The following is a 26,619-nucleotide window of genomic DNA, read 5'->3' as shown; positions in this document are numbered from 1 at the left end:
CGCTTTTCTCCCTCTCCCTGTGGGAGAGGGGCGGGGTGAGGGCACCAGACCGCACCCAACCACACCCCAACCCCCTTCACACAACCATCATCCCTCTGACGCCTGGCTGTCACCTATCTGTAAACAAACAGTTATTTTTCTGTCATTCGAGCATGTCATGTTACCTCGCGAGCACAAAACGCGTGATATCGCGCATCCGGCATAATAAGAGAGATGACAATGACATCGTTACGACACACAGCTTTGGGTCTGGCAATCGGTCTGGCTTTTGCGGCGAACGCAATGGCTGTGACCACCATTCCGTTCTGGCATTCTATGGAAGGGGAGTTGGGTAAAGAGGTTGACTCCCTGGCGCAACGTTTCAACGACACCCACCCGGATTACAAAATTGTGCCGGTGTACAAAGGCAACTACGAGCAGAGCCTGAGCGCGGGCATCGCCGCCTTCCGTACCGGCAATGCGCCAGCCCTGTTACAGGTTTATGAAGTCGGCACCGCGACCATGATGGCCTCCAAAGCCATCAAGCCGGTCTATGAAGTGTTCAAAGACGCGGGCATCAACTTTGACGAATCCCAGTTTGTGCCGACCGTCTCCGGTTACTACACCGATTCCAAAACCGGCCACCTGCTGTCCCAACCGTTTAACAGCTCCACGCCGGTGCTGTACTACAACAAAGATGCCTTCAAAAAAGCCGGTTTAGATCCGGAACAGCCGCCAAAAACCTGGCAGGATCTGGCGGAGTACACCGCGAAGCTGAAAGCGGCGGGGATGAAGTGCGGCTACGCCAGCGGCTGGCAGGGCTGGATCCAGATTGAAAACTTCAGCGCCTGGCACGGCCTGCCGGTTGCCACCAAAAACAACGGCTTCGATGGCACCGACGCGGTTCTGGAATTTAACAAGCCGGAGCAGGTGAAGCACATCGCGCTGCTGGCCGATCTGAACAAGAAGGGCGACTTCAGCTATTTCGGGCGCAAAGACGAATCCACCGAGAAGTTCTACAACGGTGACTGCGCCATTACTACCGCGTCTTCCGGTTCGCTGGCGGACATCCGTCACTACGCCAAATTCAACTACGGCGTGGGCATGATGCCGTACGACGCTGATGTAAAAGGCGCGCCGCAGAACGCCATCATCGGCGGGGCGAGCCTGTGGGTGATGCAGGGTAAAGACAACGGCACCTACAAAGGCGTGGCCGAGTTCCTCGACTTCCTGGCGAAGCCGGAAAACGCCGCCGAGTGGCACCAGAAGACCGGCTACCTGCCGATCACCAAAGCCGCGTACGACCTGACCCGGGAGCAGGGCTTCTACAGCAAGAACCCAGGCGCGGACATCGCGACGCGTCAGATGCTGAACAAGCCGCCGTTGCCGTTCACCAAAGGCCTGCGTCTGGGCAACATGCCGCAGATCCGCACCATCGTTGATGAAGAGCTGGAAAGCGTCTGGACCGGGAAGAAAACGCCTCAGCAGGCGCTGGATTCAGCGGTAGAGCGCGGCAACCAACTGTTACGCCGCTTTGAGCAGTCGACGAAATCGTAATTAAAATCTTACCCCTCACCCTAACCCTCTCCCCATAGGGGAGAGGGGACTGCACGGAGCCGTCTTTTCTCCCTCGCCCCTATGGGGAGAGGGCCGGGGTGAGGGGCGAAAACCTACTTGAGCTAACCTATGTCATCATCCCGTCCGGTGTTCCGTTCCCGCTGGCTGCCGTACCTGCTGGTCGCGCCGCAGCTGGTCATCACCGTTATCTTCTTTATCTGGCCTGCGGGCGAAGCGCTGTGGTACTCGGTACAAAGCGTCGATCCGTTCGGGCTTTCCAGCCAGTTTGTCGGGCTGGACAACTTTACCGCGCTGTTCCATGACAGCTACTACCTGGACTCCTTCTGGACGACGATCAAATTCAGCGCGCTGGTCACCGTCAGCGGTCTTGTCGCGTCGCTGTTCTTCGCCGCGCTGGTGGATTACGTAGTGCGCGGCAGCCGTCTGTATCAGACCCTGATGCTGCTGCCTTACGCTGTGGCTCCCGCCGTGGCCGCCGTGCTGTGGATCTTCCTGTTTAACCCGGGGCGCGGGCTGATTACCCACTTCCTGGGCGAGTTTGGCTACGACTGGAACCACGCCCAGAACAGCGGTCAGGCCATGTTCCTGGTGGTGTTCGCCTCGGTGTGGAAGCAGATCAGCTATAACTTCCTGTTTTTCTTCGCCGCGCTACAGTCTATCCCGCGTTCGCTGGTGGAGGCCGCCGCGATTGACGGCGCAGGGCCAGTGCGCCGCTTCTTCCGGCTGTCGCTGCCGCTGATTGCCCCGGTGAGTTTCTTCCTGCTGGTGGTCAACCTGGTGTACGCCTTCTTCGACACCTTCCCGGTGATCGACGCCGCCACTGCGGGCGGTCCGGTACAGGCGACGACCACGCTGATTTATAAAATTTACCGCGAAGGCTTTGCCGGGCTTGATCTCTCTGCCTCTGCCGCCCAGTCCGTGGTGCTGATGTTCCTCGTCATCATCCTGACGGTGGTGCAGTTCCGCTATGTTGAAAGTAAGGTGCGCTACCAATGATTGAGAACCGTCGCGGGCTGACGATTTTCAGCCATACCCTGCTGATCCTGGGCATCCTCGTCATCCTGTTTCCACTGTACGTGGCCTTCGTCGCCGCCACGCTGGACACCAAAGCGGTGTTCGACACGCCGATGACGCTCGTCCCCGGCGGGCATCTTTTCGAGAACATGAAAACTATCTGGACCCAGGGCGTGGGGGCCAACAGCGCGCCGTTCTGGCTGATGATGCTCAACAGTTTCATCATGGCGTTCGGCATCACCATCGGCAAAATCACGGTGTCGATGCTTTCGGCCTTCGCCATCGTCTGGTTCCGCTTTCCGCTGCGTAACCTGTTTTTCTGGATGATTTTTATCACTCTGATGCTGCCGGTGGAGGTGCGTATCTTCCCGACGGTGGAGGTGATCGCCAACCTGAAGATGCTCGACAGCTACGCGGGCTTAACCCTGCCGCTGATGGCTTCGGCGACCGCCACCTTCCTGTTCCGCCAGTTCTTTATGACCCTGCCGGATGAGCTGATTGAAGCCGCGCGTATTGACGGCGCCTCGCCGATGCGCTTCTTCCGCGACATCGTGCTGCCGCTGTCGAAAACCAACCTTGCGGCGCTGTTTGTGATCACCTTTATCTACGGCTGGAACCAGTACCTGTGGCCGCTGCTGATCGTTCAGGACGTCAACCTCGGCACCGCCGTGGCGGGCATCAAAGGCATGATCGCCACCGGCGAAGGCACCACCCTCTGGAACCAGGTGATGGCGGCGATGCTGCTCACCCTTATCCCCCCGGTCGTTATCGTTTTAGCCATGCAGCGTGCGTTTGTGCGTGGTTTAGTGGACAGTGAGAAATAAGATGGCAGGTTTAAAATTACAGGCAGTAACCAAAAGCTGGGACGGCAAAACCCAGGTCATTCAGCCGCTGACGCTCGACGTGGCGGACGGGGAATTTATCGTCATGGTCGGCCCGTCCGGCTGTGGGAAATCCACGCTGCTGCGCATGGTGGCGGGGCTGGAACGCGTGACGTCCGGGGATATCTGGATTGACCGCCAGCGCGTTACCGAGATGGAACCCAAAGATCGCGGCATCGCGATGGTGTTCCAGAACTACGCCCTCTATCCGCACATGAGCGTGGAAGAGAACATGGCCTGGGGGCTGAAAATTCGCGGCATGGGCAAAGGCCATATCGAGGAGCGCGTGAAAGAAGCCGCGCGCATTCTGGAGCTTGACGGCCTGCTCAAGCGTCGCCCGCGTGAGCTTTCCGGCGGCCAGCGTCAGCGCGTGGCGATGGGGCGCGCCATCGTGCGCGACCCGGCGGTCTTTCTGTTCGACGAACCGCTGTCAAACCTCGACGCCAAGCTGCGCGTGCAGATGCGCCTTGAGCTACAGCAGCTGCATCGCCGCCTGAAAACCACGTCCCTCTACGTGACCCACGATCAGGTAGAGGCCATGACTCTCGCCCAGCGCGTGATGGTGATGAACAAAGGCATCGCCGAGCAGATTGGCACCCCGGTGGAAGTCTACGAAAAACCGGCCAGCCGTTTTGTGGCGAGCTTTATCGGCAGCCCGGCGATGAACCTGCTGGACGGGCGGATCAATGCTGCAGGAACCCATTTTGAGCTGGAAAGCGGGATGGCGTTGCCGATCAACTGGTACTATCGTGGCTACGCCGGGCGTAAGATGACGCTCGGTATCCGCCCGGAGCATATTGGTTTGACGTCTCAGGCGGACGGCGGCGTGCCGCTGGTGATGGACACGCTGGAGATGCTGGGCGCAGACAACCTGGCGCACGGACGCTGGGGCGAACAAAAGCTGGTGGTGCGCCTGCCGCATCAGGAGCGCCCGAAGGCAGGCAGCACGCTGTGGCTGCATATGCCGGAAAATCACCTGCACTTATTTGACGGTGAAACAGGACAACGAGTATGAGCAACTGGCCTTACCCCCACATTGTCGCCCACCGTGGCGGCGGTAAACTGGCGCCGGAAAACACCCTGGCGGCAATTGACGCTGGCGCGCGCTACGGCCACACGATGATCGAGTTCGACGCCAAGCTGTCGAAGGACGGCGAAATTTTCCTGCTGCATGACGACAACCTTGAACGCACCAGCAACGGCTGGGGCGTGGCGGGCGAACTGCCGTGGCGCGATCTGCTGAAGGTGGACGCCGGAAGCTGGTTCAGCGGCGAATTCAAAGGCGAGCCATTGCCGCTACTGGCGGAAGTGGCGGACCGCTGCCGACAGCACGGCATGATGGCCAACATCGAAATCAAACCGACCACCGGCACCGGGCCGCTGACGGGCAAAGTCATCGCGCTGGCCGCGCGTGAGCTGTGGGAAGGGATGACGGTACCGCTGCTGTCGTCGTTTGACATCGACGCGCTGGAAGCGGCACAGGCGGCCGTACCAGAGCTGCCGCGCGGGCTGCTGCTGGACGAGTGGCGAGAAGACTGGCGCGCGCTGACTGCCCGCTTAGGTTGCGTGTCGATCCACCTCAACCATAAGCTGCTGGATGAAGCGCGCGTGACGCTATTGAAAGAGGCTGGTCTGCATATCCTGGTCTACACCGTCAACAAACCCCAGCGTGCAGCCGAGCTGCTGCGCTGGGGCGTGGACAGCATCTGTACCGATGCGATTGACCAGATCGGGCCGAACTTTATTTATTAAGCATACTGCCGTTCTGCTGGGTCGGCAGCATATGCTGCTGACCGCTGCTTTGCGACACCCCGCCCCCTAACATCCCACCGTTTGAGTTTGACAGCGGCTGCTCGCGCATCTGGCCCTGCTGCACGCGCTGGGTATTAGCGTTCATCTGGTTTTGCAGGTGCTGCTGCTGCACCTGGGTCTGCGTCTTTAACTGCTGATTAAGCATCCCTTTCTGCTGCTGTTGCTGGCTCATCATCTCCGTCTGCATACGCTGCTGGCTCGGAATGACATAGCCCTGCTGGTTTGGGTTGTTCAGCGTGTTTATCGGCTGTGCGAGCGCGGCGAACGGAAGCAGCGCGATCAGGATCGGTAATCGTTTCATGGTTATCTCCTCCTTTGAGGCTTCTCTTAAGTTTATCCTGATTCCGGCATAACGATGATTTTTTAAGAGTTGTGAACCAGGCTTAAGCGGGGAATATAGGCCCCTTCACCTGGAGAACAATAATGATGAAACCAACCTTTTTGCGCTGGGTCGCCATCGCTGCGCTGATGGCAGGCGGCACATTTACCGTGGTGGCCAACCCGCCCGCCGCTCCTCCGGTCTCTTACGGCGTGGAGGAGGATGTTTTTCATCCCGTGCGGGCGACGCACGGCATGGTGGCCTCGGTTGACGCGCTGGCAACTCAGGTGGGCGTCGATATTCTTAAACAGGGCGGAAACGCGGTGGATGCGGCGGTCGCGGTCGGGTACGCGCTGGCGGTAACGCATCCACAGGCGGGGAACCTGGGCGGCGGCGGGTTTATGATGCTGCGCACGAAAGACGGTAAAACTACGGCCATCGACTTCCGTGAGATGGCACCGAATCAGGCCTCCCGCGATATGTTCCTCGACGATCAGGGCAATCCGGACAGTAAAAAATCCCTGACCTCGCACCTTGCCTCCGGCACGCCGGGCACCGTTGCGGGGTTCTCGCTGGCGCTGGAAAAATACGGCACGCTGCCGCTGAATAAAGTGGTACAGCCTGCCATCAGGCTGGCGCGCGACGGCTTCGTCGTCAACGGCGCGCTGGCGGACGACCTCAAAACCTACGGCAGCGAAGTTATTCCCAATCATGAAAACAGCAAGGCTATCTTCTGGAAAGACGGCGAGCCGCTGAAGAAGGGCGATAAGCTGGTGCAGAAGAACCTCGCAAAAAGTCTCGAACTGATTGCCGAAAACGGTCCGGACGCCTTCTATAAGGGGCCGATTGCCGATCAGATTGCCGATGAGATGCAGAAGAACGGCGGGCTGATCACCAAAGCGGATCTGGCGGAATATAAGGCGGTGGAGCGCGAGCCGATCAGCGGCACCTATCGCGGCTACGAGGTCTTCTCTATGCCGCCGCCGTCCTCCGGGGGCATTCACATTGTGCAGATCCTCAATATTCTGGAAAACTTCGATATGCACAAGTTCGGCTTCGGTAGTGCCGATGCCATGCAGGTGATGGCGGAGGCGGAAAAGCGCGCCTACGCGGACCGCTCGGAATATCTTGGCGATCCGGATTTCGTGAAGGTGCCGTGGCAGGCGCTGACTAACAAAGCCTATGCCAAATCGATTGCCGATGAGATCGACATCAACAAGGCTAAACCGTCCAGCGAGATCCGCCCGGGCAAGCTGGCGCCGTATGAAAGTAACCAGACCACCCACTTCTCGGTCGTGGACAAAGACGGAAACGCGGTGGCGGTGACCTACACGCTCAACACCACCTTCGGCACCGGGATTGTGGCGGGCAACAGCGGTATTTTGCTGAACAACGAGATGGATGACTTCTCGGCCAAGCCGGGCGTGCCGAACGTCTACGGGCTGGTCGGCGGCGATGCAAATGCGGTCGGGCCGAAGAAGCGCCCGCTGTCGTCCATGTCGCCCACCATCGTGGTGAAAGACGGCAAAACCTGGCTGGTGACCGGCAGCCCGGGCGGGAGCCGGATTATCACCACCGTGCTGCAAATGGTGGTGAACAGCATCGACTTTGGGATGAACGTCGCCGAAGCGACCAATGCGCCGCGTTTCCATCACCAGTGGCTGCCGGACGAGTTGCGCGTGGAGAAGGGCTTTAGCCCGGATACCCTCAAGCTGCTTGAGCAGCGCGGGCAGAAGGTGGCGGTGAAGGAGGCGATGGGCAGCACCCAGAGCATTATGGTCGGGCCGGACGGGGCACTGTTTGGCGCGTCGGATCCGCGGTCGGTGGATGATTTAACGGCGGGGTATTGAGGGCTCCCCTCACCCTAACCCTCTCCCCATAGGGGAGAGGGGATTGCACGGTGCGGTCTTTTCTCCCTCGCCCCTTCGGGGAGAGGGTCGGGGTGAGGGGTTACTTCATACGCGCCATATAATACGCATCCACGTACTCGCCGTTGCGCAGGGCGTAGCGCCTGCCGGTGCCTTCAATCTCAAACCCGTGCTTTTTGTACACCGCGATTGCCGGTGCGTTATCGACAAACACCGTTAACTCGATGCGGTCGACGCGCAGCCAGTTGTCGCACATATCAATCATGGTGCGTATCAGCGCGCTGGCGATGCCCCGGTTTTGCCACTGCGCACCCACACAAATTCCAAAATCGGCAACGTGGCTGCGGCGCGGACGCTGGGCTACGGCAATGCACAGATGCCCGGCGACGATATCATCAATACAGGCGACAAGCTGCTTGATACCGGGCTGATCGGTTAGCCGGTCATGCCACATCTGCTCTGAGGGATGAGGAACCTGTAGCGTGTTGTGGTACACCTCCGGCTGGGCGTGGATCTGACGAATGGCGTCGTAATCTTTCGGTTCAGCGTGGCGTATCACTATCTCACTCATTCCTTGTTCCTCAGTCAGTTAAAAGTCCCTTCCAACATCAGTGACTTTAAAAGTTGAGTCAATCGCTATTTTTTGCAAAAAGTGTTGGACAAGTGCGAATGAGAATGATTATTATTGCTCTGCATTCAGGAAGACCTCCTACGGGAACCTGAAAGCACGACATTGCTCACATTGCTTCCAGTATTACTTTAGCCAGCTTCTCGCTGGCTTTTTTTTTGTTATGGTTAGACTCAGTAACCTTCCAAAAGGACTGAGCCATGACACTACATTGTGCATTTATTGGATTTGGCAAAAGCACCACGCGTTACCACCTTCCGTATGTTCTTAACCGAAAAGAGACCTGGCACGTGGCCCATATCTATCGCCGCCGCGCGAAGCCAGAAGAGCAGTCTCCGCAGTATTCCCATATTCATTTCACCAGCGATCTTGATGAAGTGTTAAATGATCCGCAGGTGAAGCTGGTGGTGGTCTGTACCCACGCCGACAGCCACTTTGACTACGCGAAACGCGCGCTGGAAGCGGGTAAAAACGTGCTGGTGGAAAAACCGTTCACCCCGACCATCGCCGAAGCGAAGGAACTCTTTGCGCTGGCGAAAAGCAAAGGGCTGACCGTCACGCCCTACCAGAACCGTCGCTTTGACAGCTGCTTCCTGACGGCAAAAAAGGCAATCGAAAGCGGCAAGCTCGGCGAGATCGTGGAGATCGAAAGCCACTTCGATTACTACCGCCCTGTGGCAGAAACCAAACCCGGCCTGCCGCAGGACGGTTCGTTCTACGGTCTGGGCGTACACACCATGGACCAGATCATCTCCCTGTTTGGCCGCCCGGACCACGTGGCGTACGACATCCGCAGCCTGCGCAATAAGGCCAATCCGGACGATACCTTCGAAGCACAGCTGTTCTACGGCGACCTGAAAGCCATAGTCAAAACCAGTCATCTGGTGAAAATCGACTACCCGAAATTTATCGTTCACGGCAAGAAAGGCTCCTTTATCAAGTACGGCATTGACCAGCAGGAGACCAGCCTGAAGGCCAACATCATGCCGGGCGAACCGGGCTTTGCGGCAGATGATTCCGTGGGCGTGCTGGAGTACGTGAACGACGAGGGCCTGACGGTCAGGGAAGAGCTGAAGCCGGAAACGGGCGATTATGGACGCGTCTACGATGCGCTGTATGAAACCCTCTCCAGCGGCACGCCGAATTACGTCAAGGAATCTGACGTTCTGACGAACCTGGAAATCCTTGAGCGGGCCTTCGAACAGGCTTCCCCTGCCACGGTAACCCTCGCCAGATAAGCAAAAATGGCTCCTTTGTGCTTGTTCTAAATTTTTGAACAGAGGAGTCAATTTTCACCCTCTATGATCCCTGAGCGTTTGCGTCCACACTTACTCCATCGAAACGAACTGAGGGTGAAAACAATGATCTACTTACGCAAAGCAAACGAACGTGGTCACGCGAATCATGGCTGGCTGGACTCATGGCATTCATTCTCGTTTGCCGACTACTACGACCCGAACTTCATGGGCTTCTCCGCGCTGCGCGTCATTAACGACGACGTGATTGATGCAGGCCAGGGCTTCGGTACCCACCCGCACAAGGACATGGAAATCCTGACCTATGTGCTTGAAGGGGCGGTTGAGCACCAGGACAGCATGGGCAATAAAGAGCAGGTTCCGGCGGGCGAGTTCCAGATTATGAGCGCGGGGACCGGGGTGCGTCACTCTGAGTACAACCCGAGCAAAACGGAAAAACTGCACCTGTATCAAATCTGGATCATTCCAGAAGAGACCGGCATCACGCCACGCTACGAACAGCGCCGCTTCGATGCGAAACAGGGTAAACAGCTGGTGCTCTCCCCGGATGCGCGTGAAGGTTCCCTGAAAGTGCATCAGGATATGGAGCTGTACCGCTGGGCGCTGGCGAAAGATGAACAGTCTGTGCACCAGATCGCCGCCAACCGCCGCGTCTGGATCCAGGTGGTGAAAGGCGAGGTGTCCATCAATGGCACCAAAGCCACCACCGCCGATGGCCTGGCAGTCTGGGATGAGCAGGCGCTCTCCGTGCATGCCGACAGCGAAAGTGAAATTCTGCTGTTTGATCTGCCGCCGGTCTAAATAATTTCTCAACCTTCCCTTTAAACGGGGAAGGTTGAGCTTTGTCCGTGATAAACTGAGCAAATCTCTCACTTCAAGATTTCTCAGGACGATGAAAAAGAAACGCCCCGTACTTCAGGATGTCGCCGATCGCGTCGGTGTGACCAAAATGACGGTCAGCCGTTTTTTACGTAACCCGGAGCAGGTTTCCGTGGCGTTGCGTGGCAAGATTGCCGCCGCCCTTGATGAACTGGGTTATATCCCCAACCGCGCGCCCGATATTCTCTCCAATGCGACCAGCCGTGCGGTGGGCGTCCTGCTTCCTTCCTTAACCAACCAGGTTTTCGCTGAAGTGCTGCGTGGCATCGAAAGCGTGACCGATGCCTTTGGTTATCAGACCATGCTCGCCCACTATGGGTACAAGCCGGAACTGGAAGAGGAACGTCTTGAATCGATGCTTTCCTGGAACATTGACGGCCTGATTTTAACGGAACGTACTCACACCCCGCGCACGCTGAAAATGATTGAAGTGGCAGGCATTCCGGTGGTGGAGCTGATGGACAGCCAGTCGCCGTGCCTCGACATCGCCGTGGGGTTCGATAACTTTGAAGCGGCGCGTCAGATGACGGCGGCGATCATCGCCCGCGGTCATCGCCATGTGGCCTATCTGGGTGCGCGTCTGGATGAACGTACTATCATCAAACAGAAGGGATACGAGCAGGCGATGCTCGACGCCGGTTTAACCCCGTACAGCGTGATGGTGGAGCAATCTTCCTCTTATACGTCGGGTATTGAGCTGATGCGTCAGGCGCGACGCGAGTATCCGCAACTGGACGGTATTTTCTGTACCAACGATGACCTTGCGGTCGGCGCCGCGTTTGAGTGTCAGCGCCTGGGTTTAAAAATCCCGGATGATATGGCGATTGCCGGCTTCCACGGCCACGACATTGGCCAGGTGATGGAGCCGCGTCTGGCAAGCGTCCTGACCCCGCGTGAACGCATGGGCCGCATTGGTGCAGAACGCCTGCTGGCGCGCATTCGTGGTGAGGCAGTTACCCCTAAAATGTTAGATTTAGGTTTCACCTTGTCACCGGGTGGATCTATTTAATCCGACAAATTTGAAGTAGCTCACACTTATTCACTTCGCGCACGTTTGGATATTGCTTCTCTTATGCCCCGGCAGGACAATGTTACCGATAACTGTTACCCGTAACAATTGACTGAGGGACACCCTTTGAGCACGACTAATCACGATCACCACGTTTACGTCCTGATGGGCGTGTCCGGTAGCGGTAAATCTGCCGTGGCGAGCGAAGTGGCGCATCAACTCCAGGCTGCGTTTCTTGATGGTGACTTCCTCCATCCGCGTAGCAACATCATGAAAATGGCTTCCGGCGAGCCGCTGAATGACGACGACCGCAAACCCTGGTTGCAGGCGCTGAATGATGCCGCGTTCGCGATGCAGCGCACCAATAAAGTCTCCCTGATAGTCTGTTCCGCGCTGAAAAAAACCTATCGCGACCTGCTGCGCGATGGCAACCCGAACCTCTCTTTCATCTACCTGAAAGGCGATTTCGGGGTAATTGAAAGTCGCCTGAAGGCGCGTAAAGGCCACTTCTTCAAAACCCAGATGCTGGTAACGCAGTTCGAAGCGTTGCAGGAGCCGGGGGCTGACGAACAGGATGTCTTAGTGGTTGATATCGATCAGCCGCTGGAAGGTGTTGTTGCCAGCACCATCGAGGTTATTAATAAAAGGCAGTAAGTTTTGAGTACATTAACGCTAGTTTTGACAGCAGTGGGTTCCGTATTGCTGCTGCTGTTTTTAGTGATGAAGGCACGTATGCACGCCTTCGTTGCTTTGATGGTGGTTTCTATTGGTGCCGGTCTCTTTTCCGGAATGCCGCTCGACAAAATTGCGGCGACGATGGAAAAAGGGATGGGCGGCACGCTCGGCTTCCTGGCCATCGTAGTCGCGCTCGGCGCGATGTTTGGCAAGATTTTGCACGAGACGGGCGCGGTCGATCAGATTGCCGTCAAGATGCTGAAATCCTTCGGACACAGCCGTGCGCACTACGCGATTGGTCTGGCTGGTCTGATTTGCGCGCTGCCGCTGTTCTTTGAAGTGGCGGTGGTGCTGCTGATTAGCGTGGCGTTCTCCATGGCACGCCATACCGGTACCAACCTCGTGAAGCTGGTCATTCCGCTGTTTGCGGGCGTGGCGGCGGCGGCGGCGTTTCTGCTGCCGGGGCCTGCGCCGATGCTGCTGGCTTCCCAGATGCATGCTGACTTTGGCTGGATGATCCTGATTGGCCTGTGTGCGGCGATCCCGGGGATGATTATCGCCGGTCCGCTGTGGGGCAACTTCATTAGCCGTTACGTTGAGCTGCACATTCCGGATGACATCTCCGAGCCGCACCTGGGCGAGGGCAAAATGCCGTCCTTCGGCTTCAGTCTGTCACTGATCCTGCTGCCGCTGGTGCTGGTGGGCCTGAAAACCATCGCTGCGCGTTTTGTGCCGGTGGGGTCAACCGCTTACGAATGGTTCGAATTTATTGGCCATCCGTTCACTGCGATCCTGGTGGCGTGTCTGGTCGCGATTTACGGGCTGGCGATGCGTCAGGGCATGCCAAAAGATCGCGTGATGGAGATATGCGGTGCCGCGCTACAACCGGCGGGGATTATTCTGCTGGTGATCGGGGCGGGCGGCGTGTTCAAGCAGGTGCTGGTGGATTCCGGCGTTGGCCCGGCGCTGGGCGAAGCGCTGACCGGAATGGGCCTGCCGATTGCGGTCACCTGCTTCGTGCTGGCCGCGGCGGTGCGTATCATTCAGGGCTCCGCGACCGTGGCGTGCTTAACCGCGGTGGGGCTGGTGATGCCGGTGATTGAACAGCTGAACTACTCCGGCGCGCAGATGGCGGCGCTCTCTATCTGTATCGCGGGCGGTTCGATTGTGGTTTCTCACGTGAACGACGCAGGCTTCTGGCTGTTCGGTAAATTTACCGGCGCAACCGAAGCGCAAACCCTCAAAACCTGGACGCTGATGGAAACCATCCTCGGCACGACGGGTGCGGTTGTCGGGATGATTGCGTTTACGCTGCTGAGCTAACGAGACCGTATTTTGTCGGGTGGCGGCTTCGCCTTACCCGACCTATAAAAAAATCAGGTCCCGTAGGCCGGGTAAGCGTAAGCGCCACCCGGCTTTTTTACATCTTCACCCTTTCATCCATGCCCGGATCCCATCCAGGAACATCTGCGTCGCCATCATCACCAGAATCAGCCCCATCAGGCGCTCGAGGGCGTTCACCCCTTTCTCGCCCAGCAGGCGCAGGAACAGCGACGACTGCAGCAGAATAATAAATGTCCCGCCCCAGGCGATCAGCAGGGCAATGACCAGGTGGCTCATCTGATTCGGGTACTGATGCGACAGCAGCATCAGCGTTGCCAGAATCGTTGGCCCGGCGACCAGCGGAATCGCCAGCGGCACGATAAACGGTTCTTCACCCGCAGGCAGGCCGCTGCTGCTGCCCTCCGCGCTCGGGAAAATCATCTTTATGGCAATCAGGAACAAAATGATCCCGCCGGAAATGGAGACCGTTTCGGCACGTAAGTTCAGGAAAGCGAGGATTTTTTCACCGGCGAACAGGAAAATAAACATCACCAGCAGGGCGATGAGCAGCTCGCGGATCATGATCGCCCGACGGCGCTTCGGCTCGGTGTGCTTCAGCACCGACATGAAGATCGGCAGATTACCGAGCGGATCCATAATCAGGATCAATAAAACCGCTGCGGAAATGATTTCACTCATCTTAAATTATCCCTGATACTTATTGTGGTCATTGCGATGATTAGCACTTTTTCTGATTGCCGGGCAATCATCGATTAATTTCGCTTGCGACTTTGGCAGCATTTTGTAATGTGAAGCATATCCCAGTTCAATACTGGCTTGCACAATCAGCACACACCCCTTGCAGGAAAAAAATGCTATGAAAAACGTTGGTTTTATCGGCTGGCGCGGTATGGTCGGCTCTGTACTCATGCAACGCATGGTTGAAGAGCGCGATTTCGACGCCATCCGCCCGGTCTTCTTCTCCACTTCCCAGCTCGGCCAGGCTGCACCGTCCTTTGGTGGTACCACAGGCACGTTGCAGGATGCTTACGATCTGGAAGCGCTGAAGGCACTCGACATTATTGTGACCTGCCAGGGCGGCGATTATACCAACGAAATTTATCCGAAGCTGCGTGAAAGCGGCTGGCAGGGCTACTGGATTGACGCGGCCTCTTCGCTGCGTATGAAAGACGATGCCATCATCATTCTCGACCCGGTTAACCAGGATGTCATCACCGACGGCCTGAACAACGGCGTGAAAACGTTTGTTGGCGGTAACTGCACCGTCAGCCTGATGCTGATGTCCCTCGGCGGCCTGTTCGCACAGGATCTGGTGGAGTGGGTCTCCGTAGCGACCTACCAGGCGGCGTCCGGCGGCGGCGCGCGTCATATGCGCGAGCTGCTGACCCAGATGGGCCAGCTGCACCAGAGCGTCGCGACCGAGCTGGCAAACCCGGCGTCCGCGATCCTCGATATCGAGCGTAAAGTCACTCAGCTCACCCGCAGTGGCGAATTGCCGATGGATAACTTTGGCGTACCGCTGGCCGGCGGCCTGATCCCGTGGATCGACAAACAGCTGGATAACGGCCAGACCCGCGAAGAGTGGAAGGGCCAGGCTGAGACCAACAAAATCCTCGCCACCGCGAACACCATTCCGGTTGACGGTCTGTGCGTGCGTATCGGCGCGCTGCGCTGCCACAGCCAGGCTTTCACCATTAAACTGAAAAAAGATGTGTCTATTCCGACCGTGGAAGAGCTGCTGGCCGCGCACAACCCGTGGGCGAAAGTGGTGCCAAACGATCGCGATATCACCATGCGCGAACTGACCCCGGCAGCCGTTACCGGCACGCTGACCACCCCGGTTGGCCGCCTGCGCAAGCTGAACATGGGGCCGGAGTACCTCTCCGCGTTCACCGTTGGCGACCAGCTTCTGTGGGGTGCCGCCGAGCCGCTGCGCCGCATGCTGCGCCAGCTGGCGTAATAATTTGTTAAACACCGGGGGTGAATGTCACCCCCTTTTTTTGCGTACTACATGGAGTAAAACGCAGATGTCTTATTTTTTATCAGGAGGGCCCACGACGTTGGCTATGCTTTAAGGAAGATTTATTTCTCACCTGAGGGTAGGGCGGAGCAGAGAGGATTAACTGCACCGTTTAGGTCACATTAAAAGTCGTCCCGGAGCGCGTAAAAAGGGCGACATAAAAAAACAGGATGAATACCATGTCCGATCGTATTTCGAGAGACGTGATTAATGCGCTTATTGCGGGTCACTTTGCCGACCCCTTTTCTGTGCTAGGGATGCACCGTACAGAGGCCGGACTGGAAGTTCGGGCGCTGTTACCGGATGCAACAGAAGTGTGGGTTATCGAACCCAAAACCGGCCGCAAGGTGGGTAATCTGGAATGCCTCGACTCGCGTGGCTTCTTCTCGGGCGTCATGCCCCGCCGTAAAAATCCTTTTCGTTATCAGCTTGCCGTTATCTGGCACGGTCAGCAAAACCTGATTGATGATCCCTATAGCTTCGGCCCGCTCTTAAAAGAGATGGACGCCTGGCTGCTGTCCGAAGGGACCCATTTACGCCCCTACGAAACGCTGGGTGCCCATGCGGATACCATGGACGGTATCACCGGCACGCGCTTTGCCGTATGGGCGCCAAACGCCCAGCGCGTCTCCGTCGTCGGGCAGTTCAACTACTGGGACGGTCGTCGTCACCCCATGCGCCTGCGCCGGGAAACCGGCATCTGGGAGCTGTTTATCCCCGGCGCGCACAACGGTCAGCTCTACAAATTCGAGATGATCGATGCCAACGGCAAGCTGCGTATTAAATCCGACCCGTACGCCTTTGAGGCCGAACTGCGCCCGAATACCGCCTCGCTGATTTGCGGCCTGCCGGAGAAGGTTGTCCAGAGCGAGGAGCGCAAGCAGGCCAACCGCTTTGATGCGCCGATCTCCGTCTATGAAGTGCATCTCGGCTCCTGGCGTCGCCACACCGATAACAACTTCTGGCTGAGCTATCGCGAGCTGGCGGACCAGCTGGTGCCGTACGCCAAATGGATGGGCTTTACCCATCTGGAGCTGCTGCCAATCAACGAACACCCGTTCGACGGTAGCTGGGGCTATCAGCCGACCGGGCTATATGCGCCTACGCGCCGCTTCGGCACGCGCGATGACTTCCGCTATTTCATTGATGCCGCGCACGCCGCCGGACTGAACGTGATCCTCGACTGGGTGCCGGGCCACTTCCCGTCGGATGATTTTGCGTTGGCAGAGTTTGACGGTACGAAGCTGTACGAGCATAGCGATCCGCGCGAAGGCTATCACCAGGACTGGAACACGCTGATCTACAACTACGGTCGCCGTGAAGTGTCAAACTACCTGGTCGGGAACGCGCTGTACTGGATCGAACGTTTCGGTATTGATGCCCTGCGCGTGGATGCGGTGGCGTCGATGATCTACCGCGACTACAGCCGCAAAGAGGGTGAGTGGATCCCAAACGAGTATGGCGGGCGTGAAAACCTCGAAGCGATTGAGTTTCTGCGCAACACCAACCGCATCATCGGCGAGCAGGTGGAAGGCGCCGTGACTATGGCGGAAGAGTCAACCGACTTCCCGGGCGTTTCCCGTCCACCGGCAATGGGCGGCCTGGGCTTCTGGTACAAGTGGAACCTCGGCTGGATGCACGACACGCTCGACTACATGAAGCTTGACCCGGTTTATCGTCAGTATCACCACGATAAGCTCACCTTCGGGCTGCTCTACAACTACACCGAAAACTTCATGCTGCCGCTGTCGCACGATGAAGTGGTACACGGCAAGAAATCCGTTCTCGACCGCATGCCGGGGGACGCGTGGCAGAAGTTTGCCAACCTGCGCGCCTATTACGGCTGGATGTTCGCCTTCCCGGGCAAAAAGCTGCTGTTTATGGGCAACGAATTTGCGCAAGGGCGCGAATGGAACCACGACACCAGCCTTGACTGGCATCTGCTGGAAGGCGCGGACAACTGGCACCACGGCGTGCAGCGTCTGGTTCGCGACCTGAACCTGACCTATCGTCACCACAAAGCGCTGCACGAGCTGGACTTCGATCCGTACGGCTTTGAGTGGCTGGTGGTGGACGACCACGAGCGCTCGGTGTTTGTCTTTGTGCGCCGCGACAAGGCGGGTAACGAGATCATCGTCGCCAGCAACTTCACGCCGATACCGCGCGAACACTACCGCTTCGGCATTAACCAGCCGGGCAAATGGCGCGAAATCCTTAACACCGACTCCATGCACTACCACGGCAGCAACGCCGGTAACGGCGGGCTGGTACAGAGCGACGCCATCGAAAGCCACGGTCGTCCGAACTCCCTTGGCCTGACGCTGCCGCCGCTGAGCACAATCTGGCTGGTGCGGGAGGGAGAATGACGCAGCTCTCGGCAGGTAAACCCGAACCGCTCGGGGCGAGTTTTGACGGAAAGGGGGTGAACTTCACGCTCTTTTCTGCCCACGCTGAGCGGGTGGAACTCTGTGTGTTTGACGGGGAAGGTAACGAACACCGTTACGATTTACCGGCGCGCACGGGGGATACCTGGCATGGCTACCTGCCCGGAGGACGGCCGGGGGTGCACTACGGTTTTCGCGTTCACGGCCCCTGGGAGCCCTCTCAGGGGCACTGGTTTAACCCGGCGAAGCTGCTGATTGACCCATGTGCGCACCGCGTGGACGGCGAGTTTAAAGACGACTCGCTGTTCCACGTTGGCTACGGCGAACCAGACCACCGCGACAGCGCACCCGTCGCGCCCAAAAGCGTGGTGGTACACGATCTCTACGACTGGGAAGACGATGCCCCGCCGCGCACGCCGTGGGGCAACACCGTTATTTATGAAGCCCACGTCAAAGGGCTGACGTATCTGCATCCGTCAATCCCCAAAGAGATGCGCGGTACCTACAAAGCGCTTGGGCATCCGACGATGGTCGCGTACCTGAAGCACTTAGGGATCACCGCCCTGGAGCTGTTGCCCGTGGCGCATTTTGCCAGCGAGCCGCGGCTGCAGCGTCTTGGGTTAAGCAACTACTGGGGCTACAACCCGCTGGCGATGTTCGCCCTCGACCCGCGCTACGCGGTGCATCCGGAGAAGGCGCGGGATGAGTTTCGCGATGCGGTGAAGGCGCTTCACGCGGCGGGTATCGAGGTCATTCTGGACGTGGTGTTGAACCACAGTGCAGAAAGCGATCTTGATGGCCCGACGCTCTCACAGCGCGGAATCGATAACCGTAGCTATTATTGGATCAGGGACGACGGCGATTACGAGAACTGGACCGGGTGCGGTAACACCCTCAACCTCAGTCATCCGGCCGTTACGCATTACGCGTACGCGTGCCTGAAATACTGGGTTGAGACGTTCCACGTGGACGGTTTTCGTTTCGACCTGGCGCCGGTAATGGGGCGCACCCCGGCGTTCAGCCAGCAGGCGCCGCTGTTTGAGGCCATCAAAAACTGTCCGGTGCTTTCAAAGGTGAAGCTGATTGCGGAGCCCTGGGACATCGGCGAGGGCGGTTATCAGGTGGGGAACTTCCCGCCGCTGTTTGCCGAGTGGAACGACCACTTCCGCGATGCCGTCCGCCGCTTCTGGCTGACGCGCGATCTGTCGCTGGGGGAGTTTGCCGGTCGCTTTGCCGGCTCCAGCGATCTCTTTAAGCGTGACGGCAAACGTCCGTCGGCCACCATTAATCTGGTGACGGCGCACGACGGTTTTACGCTGCGCGACTGCGTTTGTTTCAATCAGAAACACAATGAGGCAAACGGCGAAGAGAATCGCGATGGGACTAACAACAACCATAGCTTTAACCATGGTATAGAAGGGTTAGGCGGAAGTCTGGATGTTATCGAGCGGCGACGCGCCAGCGTTCATGCGCTGCTGACGACGCTTTTGTTGTCGCAGGGCACGCCGATGCTGCTGGCGGGCGATGAGCACGGTCACAGCCAGCACGGCAACAACAACGCCTATTGCCAGGACAACACCCTGACCTGGCTCAACTGGGAAGAAGCGAACAGCGGGTTGACCCATTTCACCGCGGCGCTGATCCATCTTCGCCAGCACATCCCCGCGCTCACCGCCGACTGCTGGTGGGAAGAGGGCGACGGCAACGTTCGCTGGCTGAATAAAGACGCGCAACCGTTAAGCGCGCAAGAGTGGCAACACGGCATACCCTGTCTGCAAATCCTGCTTTCGGATGCGTGGCTGGTGACGCTGAACGCGACGGATGACGTCGCAGAGATTGTTTTACCTGACGGGGAATGGCGAGCCATTCCTCCCTTTGCCGGAGCGGATAATCCGGTTGTTATGGCTGTCTGGCACGGGCCTGCGCACGGAGTGTGCGTATTCCAAAGATGATAAAAAAGGAGTTAGTCATGGTTAGATTAGAGAAGAACGATCCGTTAATGTTGGCGCGCCAGCTACCATTAAAAACAGTTGCCCTGATCCTCGCGGGCGGGCGTGGTACCCGTCTGAAAGATTTGACCATCAAGCGCGCCAAACCGGCCGTTCACTTTGGTGGTAAGTTCCGTATTATCGATTTTGCACTCTCCAACTGCCTGAACTCAGGCATTCGCCGTATTGGCGTCATTACCCAGTATCAGTCGCACACGCTGGTGCAGCACATTCAGCGCGGCTGGTCATTCTTCAGCGAAGAGATGAACGAGTTTGTCGATCTGCTCCCGGCGCAGCAGCGCGTACACGGGGAGAACTGGTACCGCGGCACGGCGGATGCCGTAACCCAGAACCTCGACATCATTCGCCGCTACAACGCGGAATACATCGTTATCCTCGCCGGGGACCACATCTACAAGCAAGATTACTCCCACATGCTGATCGACCACGTCGAAAAAGGTGCGCGCTGCACCGTGGCGTGTCTGCCGGTGCCTGTTGCAGAAGCAACCGCGTTTGGCGTGATGCATGTAGATGGCGATGACAAGATTATCGACTTTGTCGAAAAACCGGCGAATCCGCCAACCATGCCGGGAGACGACACCAAATCGCTCGCCAGCATGGGGATCTATGTCTTTGATGCCGATTATCTTTATGAGCTGCTGGAAGAAGACGACAAAGACGAAAACTCCAGCCACGACTTCGGTAAAGACATCATCCCGAAAATTACCAAAGCTGGCATGGCGTATGCACATCCTTTCCCATTGTCCTGCGTGCAGTCCGATCCAAATGCGGAACCTTACTGGCGCGACGTCGGCACGCTGGAAGCCTACTGGAAAGCCAACCTCGATTTGGCATCTGTGACGCCTGAACTGGATATGTACGACCAGAACTGGCCGATTCGCACCCATATGGAATCGCTGCCGCCGGCGAAGTTCGTCCAGGATCGCTCCGGCAGCCACGGTATGACGCTGAACTCGCTGGTCTCTGGCGGGTGCATTATCTCCGGTTCGGTGGTGGTGCAGTCCGTGCTGTTCCCGCGCGTGCGTATAAACTCATTCTGTAATATCGATTCGGCAGTCCTGCTGCCGGATGTCTGGGTAGGGCGCTCATGTCGTCTGCGTCGCTGCGTTATCGACCGTGCCTGCGTCATTCCCGAAGGGATGGTGATTGGGGAAAACGCGGAAGAAGATGCACGTCGTTTCTACCGATCGGAAGAGGGGATCGTGTTAGTAACACGGGAAATGTTGCGGAAGCTGCAAATCAAACAGGAGCGATGATGCAGGTTTTACACGTATGTTCTGAGATGTTCCCGTTGTTAAAAACGGGCGGACTGGCGGATGTTCTTGGTGCATTACCGGCGGCGCAAATTGCCGGAGGGGTGGATACCCGCGTGTTGTTACCCGCTTTTCCGGATATCCGGCGGGGTATTCCCGATGCGAAGGTTGTTACCCGCCGCGAGACCTTCGCGGGACGTATCACCCTGCTGTTTGGACATTACAATGGCGTAGGGATTTACCTGATTGATGCGCCGCATTTATACGACCGACCCGGCAGCCCGTATCACGATACCAACCTGTACGCCTATACCGATAACGTGCTGCGCTTTGCCCTGCTCGGCTGGGTGGGGGCGGAGATGGCCGTCGGGCTGGATCCGTTCTGGCGTCCGAACGTGGTGCATGCGCACGACTGGCATGCGGGGCTGGCTCCTGCGTATCTGGCGGCGAAAGGACACCCGGCGAAATCGGTGTTTACGGTGCACAACCTGGCGTATCAGGGCATGTATTACGCGCATCATATGAATGACATCGATCTGCCATGGTCGTTCTTTAACATGCACGGACTGGAGTTTAACGGACAGATTTCGTTCCTGAAGGCCGGTCTGTACTACGCCGACCACATCACGGCGGTCAGCCCAACCTACGCGCGGGAAATTACCCAGCCGGAGTTCGGTTACGGTATGGAAGGGCTACTGCAACAGCGCCACCGTGAAGGTCGTCTGTCGGGCATTCTGAACGGCGTGGATGAACAGATCTGGAATCCGGAAACGGACCTCCTGCTGGCAGCGCGCTATGGTCGCGACTCCGTGGAGGACAAAGCGGAGAACAAGCGTCAGCTACAGATTGCGATGGGGCTGAAGGTCAACGACAAGGTACCGCTGTTTGCGGTGGTCAGCCGCCTGACCAGCCAGAAAGGGCTGGATCTGGTGCTGGAAGCGCTGCCAGGATTACTGGAGCAGGGCGGCCAGCTGGCGCTACTCGGCGCGGGCGACCCGGTATTGCAGGAAGGTTTCCTCGCGGCCGCGGCGGAACATCCGGGGCAGGTGGGCGTGCAGATTGGCTATCACGAAGCGTTCTCGCACCGCATCATGGGCGGCGCAGACGTGATTCTGGTGCCGAGCCGTTTCGAGCCCTGCGGCCTGACGCAGCTCTATGGTCTGAAATACGGCACGCTGCCGCTGGTACGCCGCACGGGCGGGCTGGCGGATACGGTGTCTGACAGCTCCCTGGAAAACCTGGCGGATGGTATCGCCAGCGGGTTTGTTTTCGAGGACAGTAATGCCTGGTCGCTACTTCGGGCGATCCGGCGTGCTTTCGTCTTGTGGTCCCGTCCATCCCTGTGGCGTTACGTACAACGTCAGGCGATGTCCATGGACTTTGGCTGGCACGTTGCGGCGCAGTCCTACCGCGACCTTTATCAACGCTTGATGTAACGAGGCGAAGTTACTGATATGAATGCTCCATTTAGCTACTCTTCCCCCACGCTCAGCGTTGAGGCGTTGAAACACTCCATCGCCTATAAGCTGATGTTTACCATTGGGAAAGATCCCGTTATTGCCAACAAACATGAGTGGCTGAACGCCACGCTGTTTGCGGTGCGTGACCGTATGGTCGAACGCTGGCTGCGCTCCAACCGCGCCCAGCTCTCGCAGGAGACGCGACAGGTGTATTACCTGTCGATGGAGTTTTTGATTGGTCGCACCCTCTCCAATGCGCTGTTATCGCTCGGGATTTATGACGACGTCAAAAACGCACTGGAAGAGATGGGGCTGGACTTAGAAGAGCTGATTGACGAAGAGAACGACCCGGGGCTGGGTAACGGCGGTCTCGGGCGTCTTGCCGCCTGCTTCCTCGATTCACTGGCGACGCTGGCGCTGCCGGGACGCGGGTACGGTATTCGCTACGACTACGGCATGTTCAAGCAGAACATCGTTGATGGCCGTCAGAAAGAGTCGCCGGACTACTGGCTGGAGTACGGTAACCCGTGGGAGTTCAAGCGCCACAACACGCGCTACAAGGTGCGTTTTGGCGGGCGTATTCAGCAGGAAGGGAAAAAATCCCGCTGGGTGGAAACCGAAGAGATCCTCGCCGTGGCCTATGACCAGATTATCCCCGGCTACGACACCGATGCGACCAACACGCTGCGCCTGTGGAACGCGCAGGCCAGTAGCGAGATCAACCTCGGTAAATTCAATCAGGGTGACTACTTCGCGGCGGTGGAAGATAAAAACCACTCTGAGAACGTGTCCCGCGTCCTGTATCCGGATGACTCGACCTACTCGGGCCGCGAGCTGCGTCTGCGTCAGGAGTATTTCCTCGTCTCGGCAACGATTCAGGATATCCTTAGCCGTCACTATCAGCTGCACAAAACCTATGCGAATCTGGCGGAAAAAACCGCTATTCACCTCAACGATACCCATCCGGTGCTGTCGATCCCTGAGCTGATGCGCCTGCTGATTGACGAGCATAAGTTCAGCTGGGATGACGCGTTTGAAGTGACCTGCCAGGTGTTCTCGTACACCAACCATACGCTGATGAGTGAAGCGCTGGAGACGTGGCCGGTGGATATGCTCGGCAAAATTCTGCCGCGCCACCTGCAAATCATCTTCGAGATCAACGACTACTTCCTCAAGACCTTGCAGGAGCAGTACCCGAACGATACCGGCCTGCTGAGCCGCGCCTCGATCATTGATGAATCCAATGGTCGCCGCGTACGCATGGCCTGGCTGGCGGTGGTGATCAGCCATAAGGTCAACGGGGTTTCAGAGCTGCATTCGAACCTGATGGTGCAGTCGCTGTTTGCAGACTTTGCGAAGATCTTCCCGACGCGTTTCTGCAACGTGACCAACGGCGTCACCCCGCGCCGCTGGCTGGCGCTGGCGAACCAGCCGCTGTCTGACGTGCTGGACGAAAATATCGGCCGCACCTGGCGCACCGATTTGAGCCAGCTGAGCGAGCTTGAGCAACACATTGATTTTCCGACGGTGAACAAAGCCGTACGGGAAGCCAAGCTGCTGAACAAGAAACGGCTGTCAGTCTGGCTGGCGATGCATCTCAACGTGGTGGCGAACCCGAAAGCGCTGTTCGACGTGCAGATCAAACGTATCCACGAGTACAAGCGTCAGCTGATGAACGTCCTGCACGTCATCACTCACTACAACCGCATTAAGGCTGACCCGACGGCGGAGTGGGTGCCGCGCGTGAAAATCTTTGCCGGTAAGGCGGCCTCCGCGTACTACATGGCGAAGCACATCATTCATCTTATCAACGATGTGGCGAAGGTAGTGAACCAGGATCCGGACATTGGCGACAAGCTGAAAGTGGTGTTTATCCCGAACTACAGCGTAAGCCTGGCGCAGCTGATTATTCCGGCGGCGGATCTCTCTGAGCAGATTTCCACGGCGGGGACGGAAGCATCCGGCACCAGCAACATGAAGTTTGCCCTGAACGGCGCGCTGACCATCGGCACGCTGGACGGCGCAAATGTCGAAATGCTGGAGCATGTGGGCGCGGAGAATATCTTTATCTTCGGGAATACGGCGGAAGAGGTAGAGGCGCTTCGCAAGCAGGGCTACTCGCCGCGTGAGTATTATGAAGAGGATGAAGAGTTACGCCAGGTGCTGACGCAAATCGCCACCGGGGTGTTTAACCCTGAGGAGCCTGGGCGCTATCGTGACCTGGTGGACTCGCTGATTAACTTTGGCGATCACTATCAGGTGCTGGCGGATTACCGCAGCTACGTGGATTGTCAGGATAAGGTGGACGAACTGTACCGTCAGCAGGAGAAGTGGACCAGCGCCGCGATGCATAACATCGCCAACATGGGATACTTCTCGTCAGACAGGACCATCAAAGAGTATGCCGAGAATATCTGGCATATTGATCCAGTGAGGTTGTAAAACAAAGCCGGGTGGCGGCTCCGCCTTACCCGGCCTACTCGATCCTGTAGGCCCGGTAAGCGCAGCGCCACCGGGCATTTTTTGTCACCCTCAGGACGCCAGTGACAATTCACGCTTTCCCGCATGCTGTTGCAACCATTGCGCCACGCGAGACTGCTGCTCGGCATTCAGCCACATCCCTTCTTTAGTACGACGCCAGATGGCATCGTCCAGACGGCGCACCCATTCGTGTTCCACCAGGTAGCGCAGTTCCGCTTCGTACAGCTCATGGCCAAAATGCTCGCCCAGATCGGCAATCTCTTTCGCGTTGCCGAGGAACAGTTCGGTATTGCTGCCGTAGGTGCGGGCGTAGTGGCGCGCCATTCCTTCGGTAATGAACGGGAAGCGGCGACGCAGCTTCGCGGCGTAATCGTCGCGGTTATTGCCGATATCGCCGCCAGGCAGCACGGCGCCTTTCGTCCACGCCGGGCCGATGCCTTTGTAATACGGCGCCAGTTTCTCCAGCGCGTGCTCCGCCAGTTTACGGTAGGTGGTGAGCTTACCGCCAAACACCGACAGCAGCGGCGCCTGACCGTCCACGTCATGAATATCAAGCGTATAGTCACGGGTGATGGCCTGCGGTGAGTCAGACTCGTCATCACACAGCGGACGCACGCCGGAGTAGGTCCAGACCACGTCATCGCGCGCCAGCTGTTTCTTAAAGTGTGCGTTGTACACTTTCAGCAGGTAGCTGACTTCGCTCTCTTCAATCTCAACGTTTTTCGGATCGCCCTTGTACTCCACGTCAGTGGTGCCGATGATGGAGAACTCGTCCATCCACGGGATCACAAACACGATGCGCTTGTCTTCGTTTTGCAGGATATAAGCCTGCTTCTGGGTATGCACGCGCGGCACCACAATGTGGCTGCCCTTGATCAGGCGGATGCCGTACGGAGAAGGCAGGTGCATACCGTCATCGAAGAACTGTTTCACCCACGGGCCGGTGGCGTTCACCAGGCCGCGCGCTTTCCAGCTAAACTTCTCGCCGGTATCCACGTCTTCCGCTTCCACGATCCACAGGCCGTTTTCGCGGCGCGCGGCGATCGCGCGGGTACGGGTTTTCACCTCGCCGCCTTTCTTCTCGACCATCTGCGCGTTAGCCAGCACCAGACGCGCATCGTCCACCCAGCAGTCGGAATATTCGAAACCGCGCACGATTTCAGGCTTAAGGACCGATTCTGAGCCAAAACGCAAACCGGTCGAACCCGGCAGGCTGGTGCGTTTACCCAGATGATCGTACATGAACAGGCCGATGCGGATCATCCACGCCGGACGCAGGTGCGGGCGGTGGGGCAGGCGGAAGCGCATCGGGATCGCCAGATGCGGAGCCATTTTCAGCAGCACTTCGCGTTCGGCCAGCGCTTCGCTGACCAGGCGGAATTCGTAGTGTTCCAGGTAGCGCAGGCCTCCGTGGATCAGCTTGGAGCTGGCGGACGACGTCGCGCAGGCGAGATCGTTAGCTTCCAGCATCAGCACGGATAAACCGCGTCCTGCGGCATCAACCGCAATACCGGCACCGTTGATGCCCCCGCCTATCACAATCAGATCTTTGGTTTCCATAACACCCTCATGCACTTTCGTTAAAGCTCAAAAATGTTCGATATCGCTCATAATAGCAAAGGAACGCGCTTTTGGTAACATCAAAAAAACAATTTAGAGTGATATGGATAACATAATGGCGTTTACCCGCCGCCAGGACGTACACTACGGGGTAAAATCGTGCGACTAACTTTTCTCCCTCTCCCTGTGGGATAGGGCTGGGGTGAGGGC

Annotated in this window: 21 protein-coding genes; 17 read left to right on the top strand and 4 right to left on the bottom strand. The window is 57.7% G+C overall.

The annotated features are described in order from the left end of the window. The first annotated feature begins 219 nt into the window (after positions 1-219). The 5 genes from ugpB (at position 220) to ugpQ (ending at position 5,204) form a co-directional block, all read left to right on the top strand. Positions 220-1,536, top strand: a complete 1,317-nt coding sequence (gene ugpB, locus L3069_RS21150; protein WP_032626829.1) for a sn-glycerol-3-phosphate ABC transporter substrate-binding protein UgpB — start codon at positions 220-222, stop codon at positions 1,534-1,536. Between the two features lie 129 nt (positions 1,537-1,665). Next, complete coding sequence (gene ugpA / locus L3069_RS21145; RefSeq protein ID WP_003861551.1) at positions 1,666-2,553, top strand: sn-glycerol-3-phosphate ABC transporter permease UgpA; 888 nt, start codon at positions 1,666-1,668, stop codon at positions 2,551-2,553. After that, positions 2,550-3,395 (top strand): sn-glycerol-3-phosphate ABC transporter permease UgpE, encoded by an 846-nt coding sequence (gene ugpE, locus L3069_RS21140; RefSeq protein ID WP_022649657.1) that lies wholly within the window; start codon positions 2,550-2,552, stop codon positions 3,393-3,395. The genes ugpA and ugpE overlap by 4 nt, the downstream gene beginning before the upstream one ends. Position 3,396: 1 nt before the next feature. After that, positions 3,397-4,467, top strand: coding sequence for a sn-glycerol-3-phosphate import ATP-binding protein UgpC (locus L3069_RS21135; protein ID WP_022649656.1), 1,071 nt, complete (start codon positions 3,397-3,399; stop codon positions 4,465-4,467). Continuing rightward, the gene (ugpQ, locus tag L3069_RS21130) at positions 4,464-5,204 is read left to right on the top strand and encodes a glycerophosphodiester phosphodiesterase (RefSeq protein ID WP_038416862.1); all 741 of its coding nucleotides are present in this window, start codon (positions 4,464-4,466) and stop codon (positions 5,202-5,204) included. The genes L3069_RS21135 and ugpQ overlap by 4 nt, the downstream gene beginning before the upstream one ends. Here the strand turns inward: ugpQ and L3069_RS21125 are convergent. Then, positions 5,194-5,565, bottom strand: a complete 372-nt coding sequence (locus L3069_RS21125) for a DUF2756 family protein (RefSeq protein WP_023298798.1) — start codon at positions 5,563-5,565, stop codon at positions 5,194-5,196. The two genes, ugpQ and L3069_RS21125, sit on opposite strands and share 11 nt — an antisense overlap. A gap of 122 nt (positions 5,566-5,687) precedes the next feature. Here L3069_RS21125 and ggt point away from each other — a divergent pair, with 122 nt between their 5' ends. Then, entirely contained in the window at positions 5,688-7,433 is a 1,746-nt protein-coding gene (gene ggt / locus L3069_RS21120; protein ID WP_074133672.1) for a gamma-glutamyltransferase, read from the top strand. A 100-nt stretch (positions 7,434-7,533) separates the two neighbouring features. Here the strand turns inward: ggt and yhhY are convergent, their stop codons facing one another. Further along, positions 7,534-8,022, bottom strand: a complete 489-nt coding sequence (gene yhhY, locus L3069_RS21115; protein ID WP_038416861.1) for an N-acetyltransferase — start codon at positions 8,020-8,022, stop codon at positions 7,534-7,536. Between the two features lie 257 nt (positions 8,023-8,279). On the opposite strand from yhhY, the gene L3069_RS21110 reads away from it, so the two are divergent. From L3069_RS21110 to gntU, 5 genes are all read left to right on the top strand, one after another. Continuing rightward, on the top strand, positions 8,280-9,317 hold the full coding sequence (locus tag L3069_RS21110) for an oxidoreductase (protein ID WP_022649651.1): 1,038 nt from the start codon (positions 8,280-8,282) through the stop codon (positions 9,315-9,317). Positions 9,318-9,440: 123 nt separating this feature from the next. Next, positions 9,441-10,136, top strand: a complete 696-nt coding sequence (locus L3069_RS21105) for a pirin family protein (protein WP_003861565.1) — start codon at positions 9,441-9,443, stop codon at positions 10,134-10,136. Positions 10,137-10,227: 91 nt separating this feature from the next. Beyond that, a complete protein-coding gene (gene gntR, locus L3069_RS21100) occupies positions 10,228-11,223 on the top strand; it encodes a gluconate operon transcriptional repressor GntR (RefSeq protein ID WP_003861567.1) in 996 nt (331 codons plus the stop codon). A gap of 126 nt (positions 11,224-11,349) precedes the next feature. Beyond that, positions 11,350-11,877: a gluconokinase gene (gene gntK, locus L3069_RS21095; protein ID WP_003861569.1), complete on the top strand. Its 528-nt coding sequence runs from the start codon at positions 11,350-11,352 to the stop codon at positions 11,875-11,877. A gap of 3 nt (positions 11,878-11,880) precedes the next feature. Continuing rightward, the gene (gene gntU, locus L3069_RS21090) at positions 11,881-13,221 is read left to right on the top strand and encodes a gluconate transporter (RefSeq protein WP_017693851.1); all 1,341 of its coding nucleotides are present in this window, start codon (positions 11,881-11,883) and stop codon (positions 13,219-13,221) included. 105 nt (positions 13,222-13,326) lie between these two features. Here the strand turns inward: gntU and yhgN are convergent, their stop codons facing one another. Next, entirely contained in the window at positions 13,327-13,920 is a 594-nt protein-coding gene (gene yhgN, locus L3069_RS21085; protein ID WP_003861574.1) for an NAAT family transporter YhgN, read from the bottom strand. A gap of 178 nt (positions 13,921-14,098) precedes the next feature. Here yhgN and asd point away from each other — a divergent pair, with 178 nt between their 5' ends. The 6 genes from asd to glgP all read left to right on the top strand — a co-directional run bounded on the left by asd (position 14,099) and on the right by glgP (position 24,810). Next, a complete protein-coding gene (asd, locus tag L3069_RS21080; RefSeq protein WP_038416860.1) occupies positions 14,099-15,202 on the top strand; it encodes an aspartate-semialdehyde dehydrogenase in 1,104 nt (367 codons plus the stop codon). A 239-nt stretch (positions 15,203-15,441) separates the two neighbouring features. Continuing rightward, on the top strand, positions 15,442-17,628 hold the full coding sequence (glgB, locus tag L3069_RS21075; RefSeq protein ID WP_023298793.1) for a 1,4-alpha-glucan branching enzyme: 2,187 nt from the start codon (positions 15,442-15,444) through the stop codon (positions 17,626-17,628). After that, positions 17,625-19,598 carry a glycogen debranching protein GlgX gene (glgX, locus tag L3069_RS21070; RefSeq protein WP_038416859.1) on the top strand — a complete coding sequence of 658 codons (1,974 nt, stop codon included), beginning with the start codon at positions 17,625-17,627 and terminating at the stop codon, positions 19,596-19,598. Before glgB ends, glgX begins: the two co-directional genes overlap by 4 nt. 17 nt (positions 19,599-19,615) lie before the next feature. After that, entirely contained in the window at positions 19,616-20,911 is a 1,296-nt protein-coding gene (glgC, locus tag L3069_RS21065; protein WP_003861582.1) for a glucose-1-phosphate adenylyltransferase, read from the top strand. Beyond that, a complete protein-coding gene (gene glgA, locus L3069_RS21060) occupies positions 20,911-22,344 on the top strand; it encodes a glycogen synthase GlgA (protein ID WP_022649646.1) in 1,434 nt (477 codons plus the stop codon). Before glgC ends, glgA begins: the two co-directional genes overlap by 1 nt. Positions 22,345-22,362: 18 nt before the next feature. After that, entirely contained in the window at positions 22,363-24,810 is a 2,448-nt protein-coding gene (gene glgP / locus L3069_RS21055) for a glycogen phosphorylase (RefSeq protein WP_023307123.1), read from the top strand. A 90-nt stretch (positions 24,811-24,900) separates the two neighbouring features. Here glgP and glpD read toward each other — a convergent pair whose 3' ends face one another. Continuing rightward, positions 24,901-26,409 carry a glycerol-3-phosphate dehydrogenase gene (gene glpD / locus L3069_RS21050; RefSeq protein WP_038416857.1) on the bottom strand — a complete coding sequence of 503 codons (1,509 nt, stop codon included), beginning with the start codon at positions 26,407-26,409 and terminating at the stop codon, positions 24,901-24,903. Positions 26,410-26,619 lie beyond the last annotated feature (210 nt).

Origin of the sequence: Enterobacter cloacae complex sp. ECL411 (assembly GCF_021869665.1) — a bacterium.
GTDB classification, from domain to species: domain Bacteria; phylum Pseudomonadota; class Gammaproteobacteria; order Enterobacterales; family Enterobacteriaceae; genus Enterobacter; species Enterobacter intestinihominis.
Note: the sequence above shows the minus strand (reverse complement) of the source record. Positions and strands in the feature narration are given on the sequence as shown.

Bases quoted from the DNA above. Each gene is read 5' to 3' on its own strand.
- asd (WP_038416860.1), top strand. From the start codon at position 14,099: ATGAAAAACGTTGGTTTTATCGGCTGGCGCGGTATGGTCGGCTCTGTA.
- yhgN (WP_003861574.1), bottom strand. From the start codon at position 13,920: ATGAGTGAAATCATTTCCGCAGCGGTTTTATTGATCCTGATTATGGAT.
- L3069_RS21125 (WP_023298798.1), bottom strand. From the start codon at position 5,565: ATGAAACGATTACCGATCCTGATCGCGCTGCTTCCGTTCGCCGCGCTC.
- yhhY (WP_038416861.1), bottom strand. From the start codon at position 8,022: ATGAGTGAGATAGTGATACGCCACGCTGAACCGAAAGATTACGACGCC.
- ugpQ (WP_038416862.1), top strand. From the start codon at position 4,464: ATGAGCAACTGGCCTTACCCCCACATTGTCGCCCACCGTGGCGGCGGT.
- ugpA (WP_003861551.1), top strand. From the start codon at position 1,666: ATGTCATCATCCCGTCCGGTGTTCCGTTCCCGCTGGCTGCCGTACCTG.
- L3069_RS21105 (WP_003861565.1), top strand. From the start codon at position 9,441: ATGATCTACTTACGCAAAGCAAACGAACGTGGTCACGCGAATCATGGC.
- ugpE (WP_022649657.1), top strand. From the start codon at position 2,550: ATGATTGAGAACCGTCGCGGGCTGACGATTTTCAGCCATACCCTGCTG.
- glgB (WP_023298793.1), top strand. From the start codon at position 15,442: ATGTCCGATCGTATTTCGAGAGACGTGATTAATGCGCTTATTGCGGGT.
- gntR (WP_003861567.1), top strand. From the start codon at position 10,228: ATGAAAAAGAAACGCCCCGTACTTCAGGATGTCGCCGATCGCGTCGGT.
- glpD (WP_038416857.1), bottom strand. From the start codon at position 26,409: ATGGAAACCAAAGATCTGATTGTGATAGGCGGGGGCATCAACGGTGCC.
- glgC (WP_003861582.1), top strand. From the start codon at position 19,616: ATGGTTAGATTAGAGAAGAACGATCCGTTAATGTTGGCGCGCCAGCTA.
- glgA (WP_022649646.1), top strand. From the start codon at position 20,911: ATGCAGGTTTTACACGTATGTTCTGAGATGTTCCCGTTGTTAAAAACG.
- ugpB (WP_032626829.1), top strand. From the start codon at position 220: ATGACATCGTTACGACACACAGCTTTGGGTCTGGCAATCGGTCTGGCT.
- glgP (WP_023307123.1), top strand. From the start codon at position 22,363: ATGAATGCTCCATTTAGCTACTCTTCCCCCACGCTCAGCGTTGAGGCG.
- L3069_RS21110 (WP_022649651.1), top strand. From the start codon at position 8,280: ATGACACTACATTGTGCATTTATTGGATTTGGCAAAAGCACCACGCGT.
- glgX (WP_038416859.1), top strand. From the start codon at position 17,625: ATGACGCAGCTCTCGGCAGGTAAACCCGAACCGCTCGGGGCGAGTTTT.
- ggt (WP_074133672.1), top strand. From the start codon at position 5,688: ATGATGAAACCAACCTTTTTGCGCTGGGTCGCCATCGCTGCGCTGATG.
- L3069_RS21135 (WP_022649656.1), top strand. From the start codon at position 3,397: ATGGCAGGTTTAAAATTACAGGCAGTAACCAAAAGCTGGGACGGCAAA.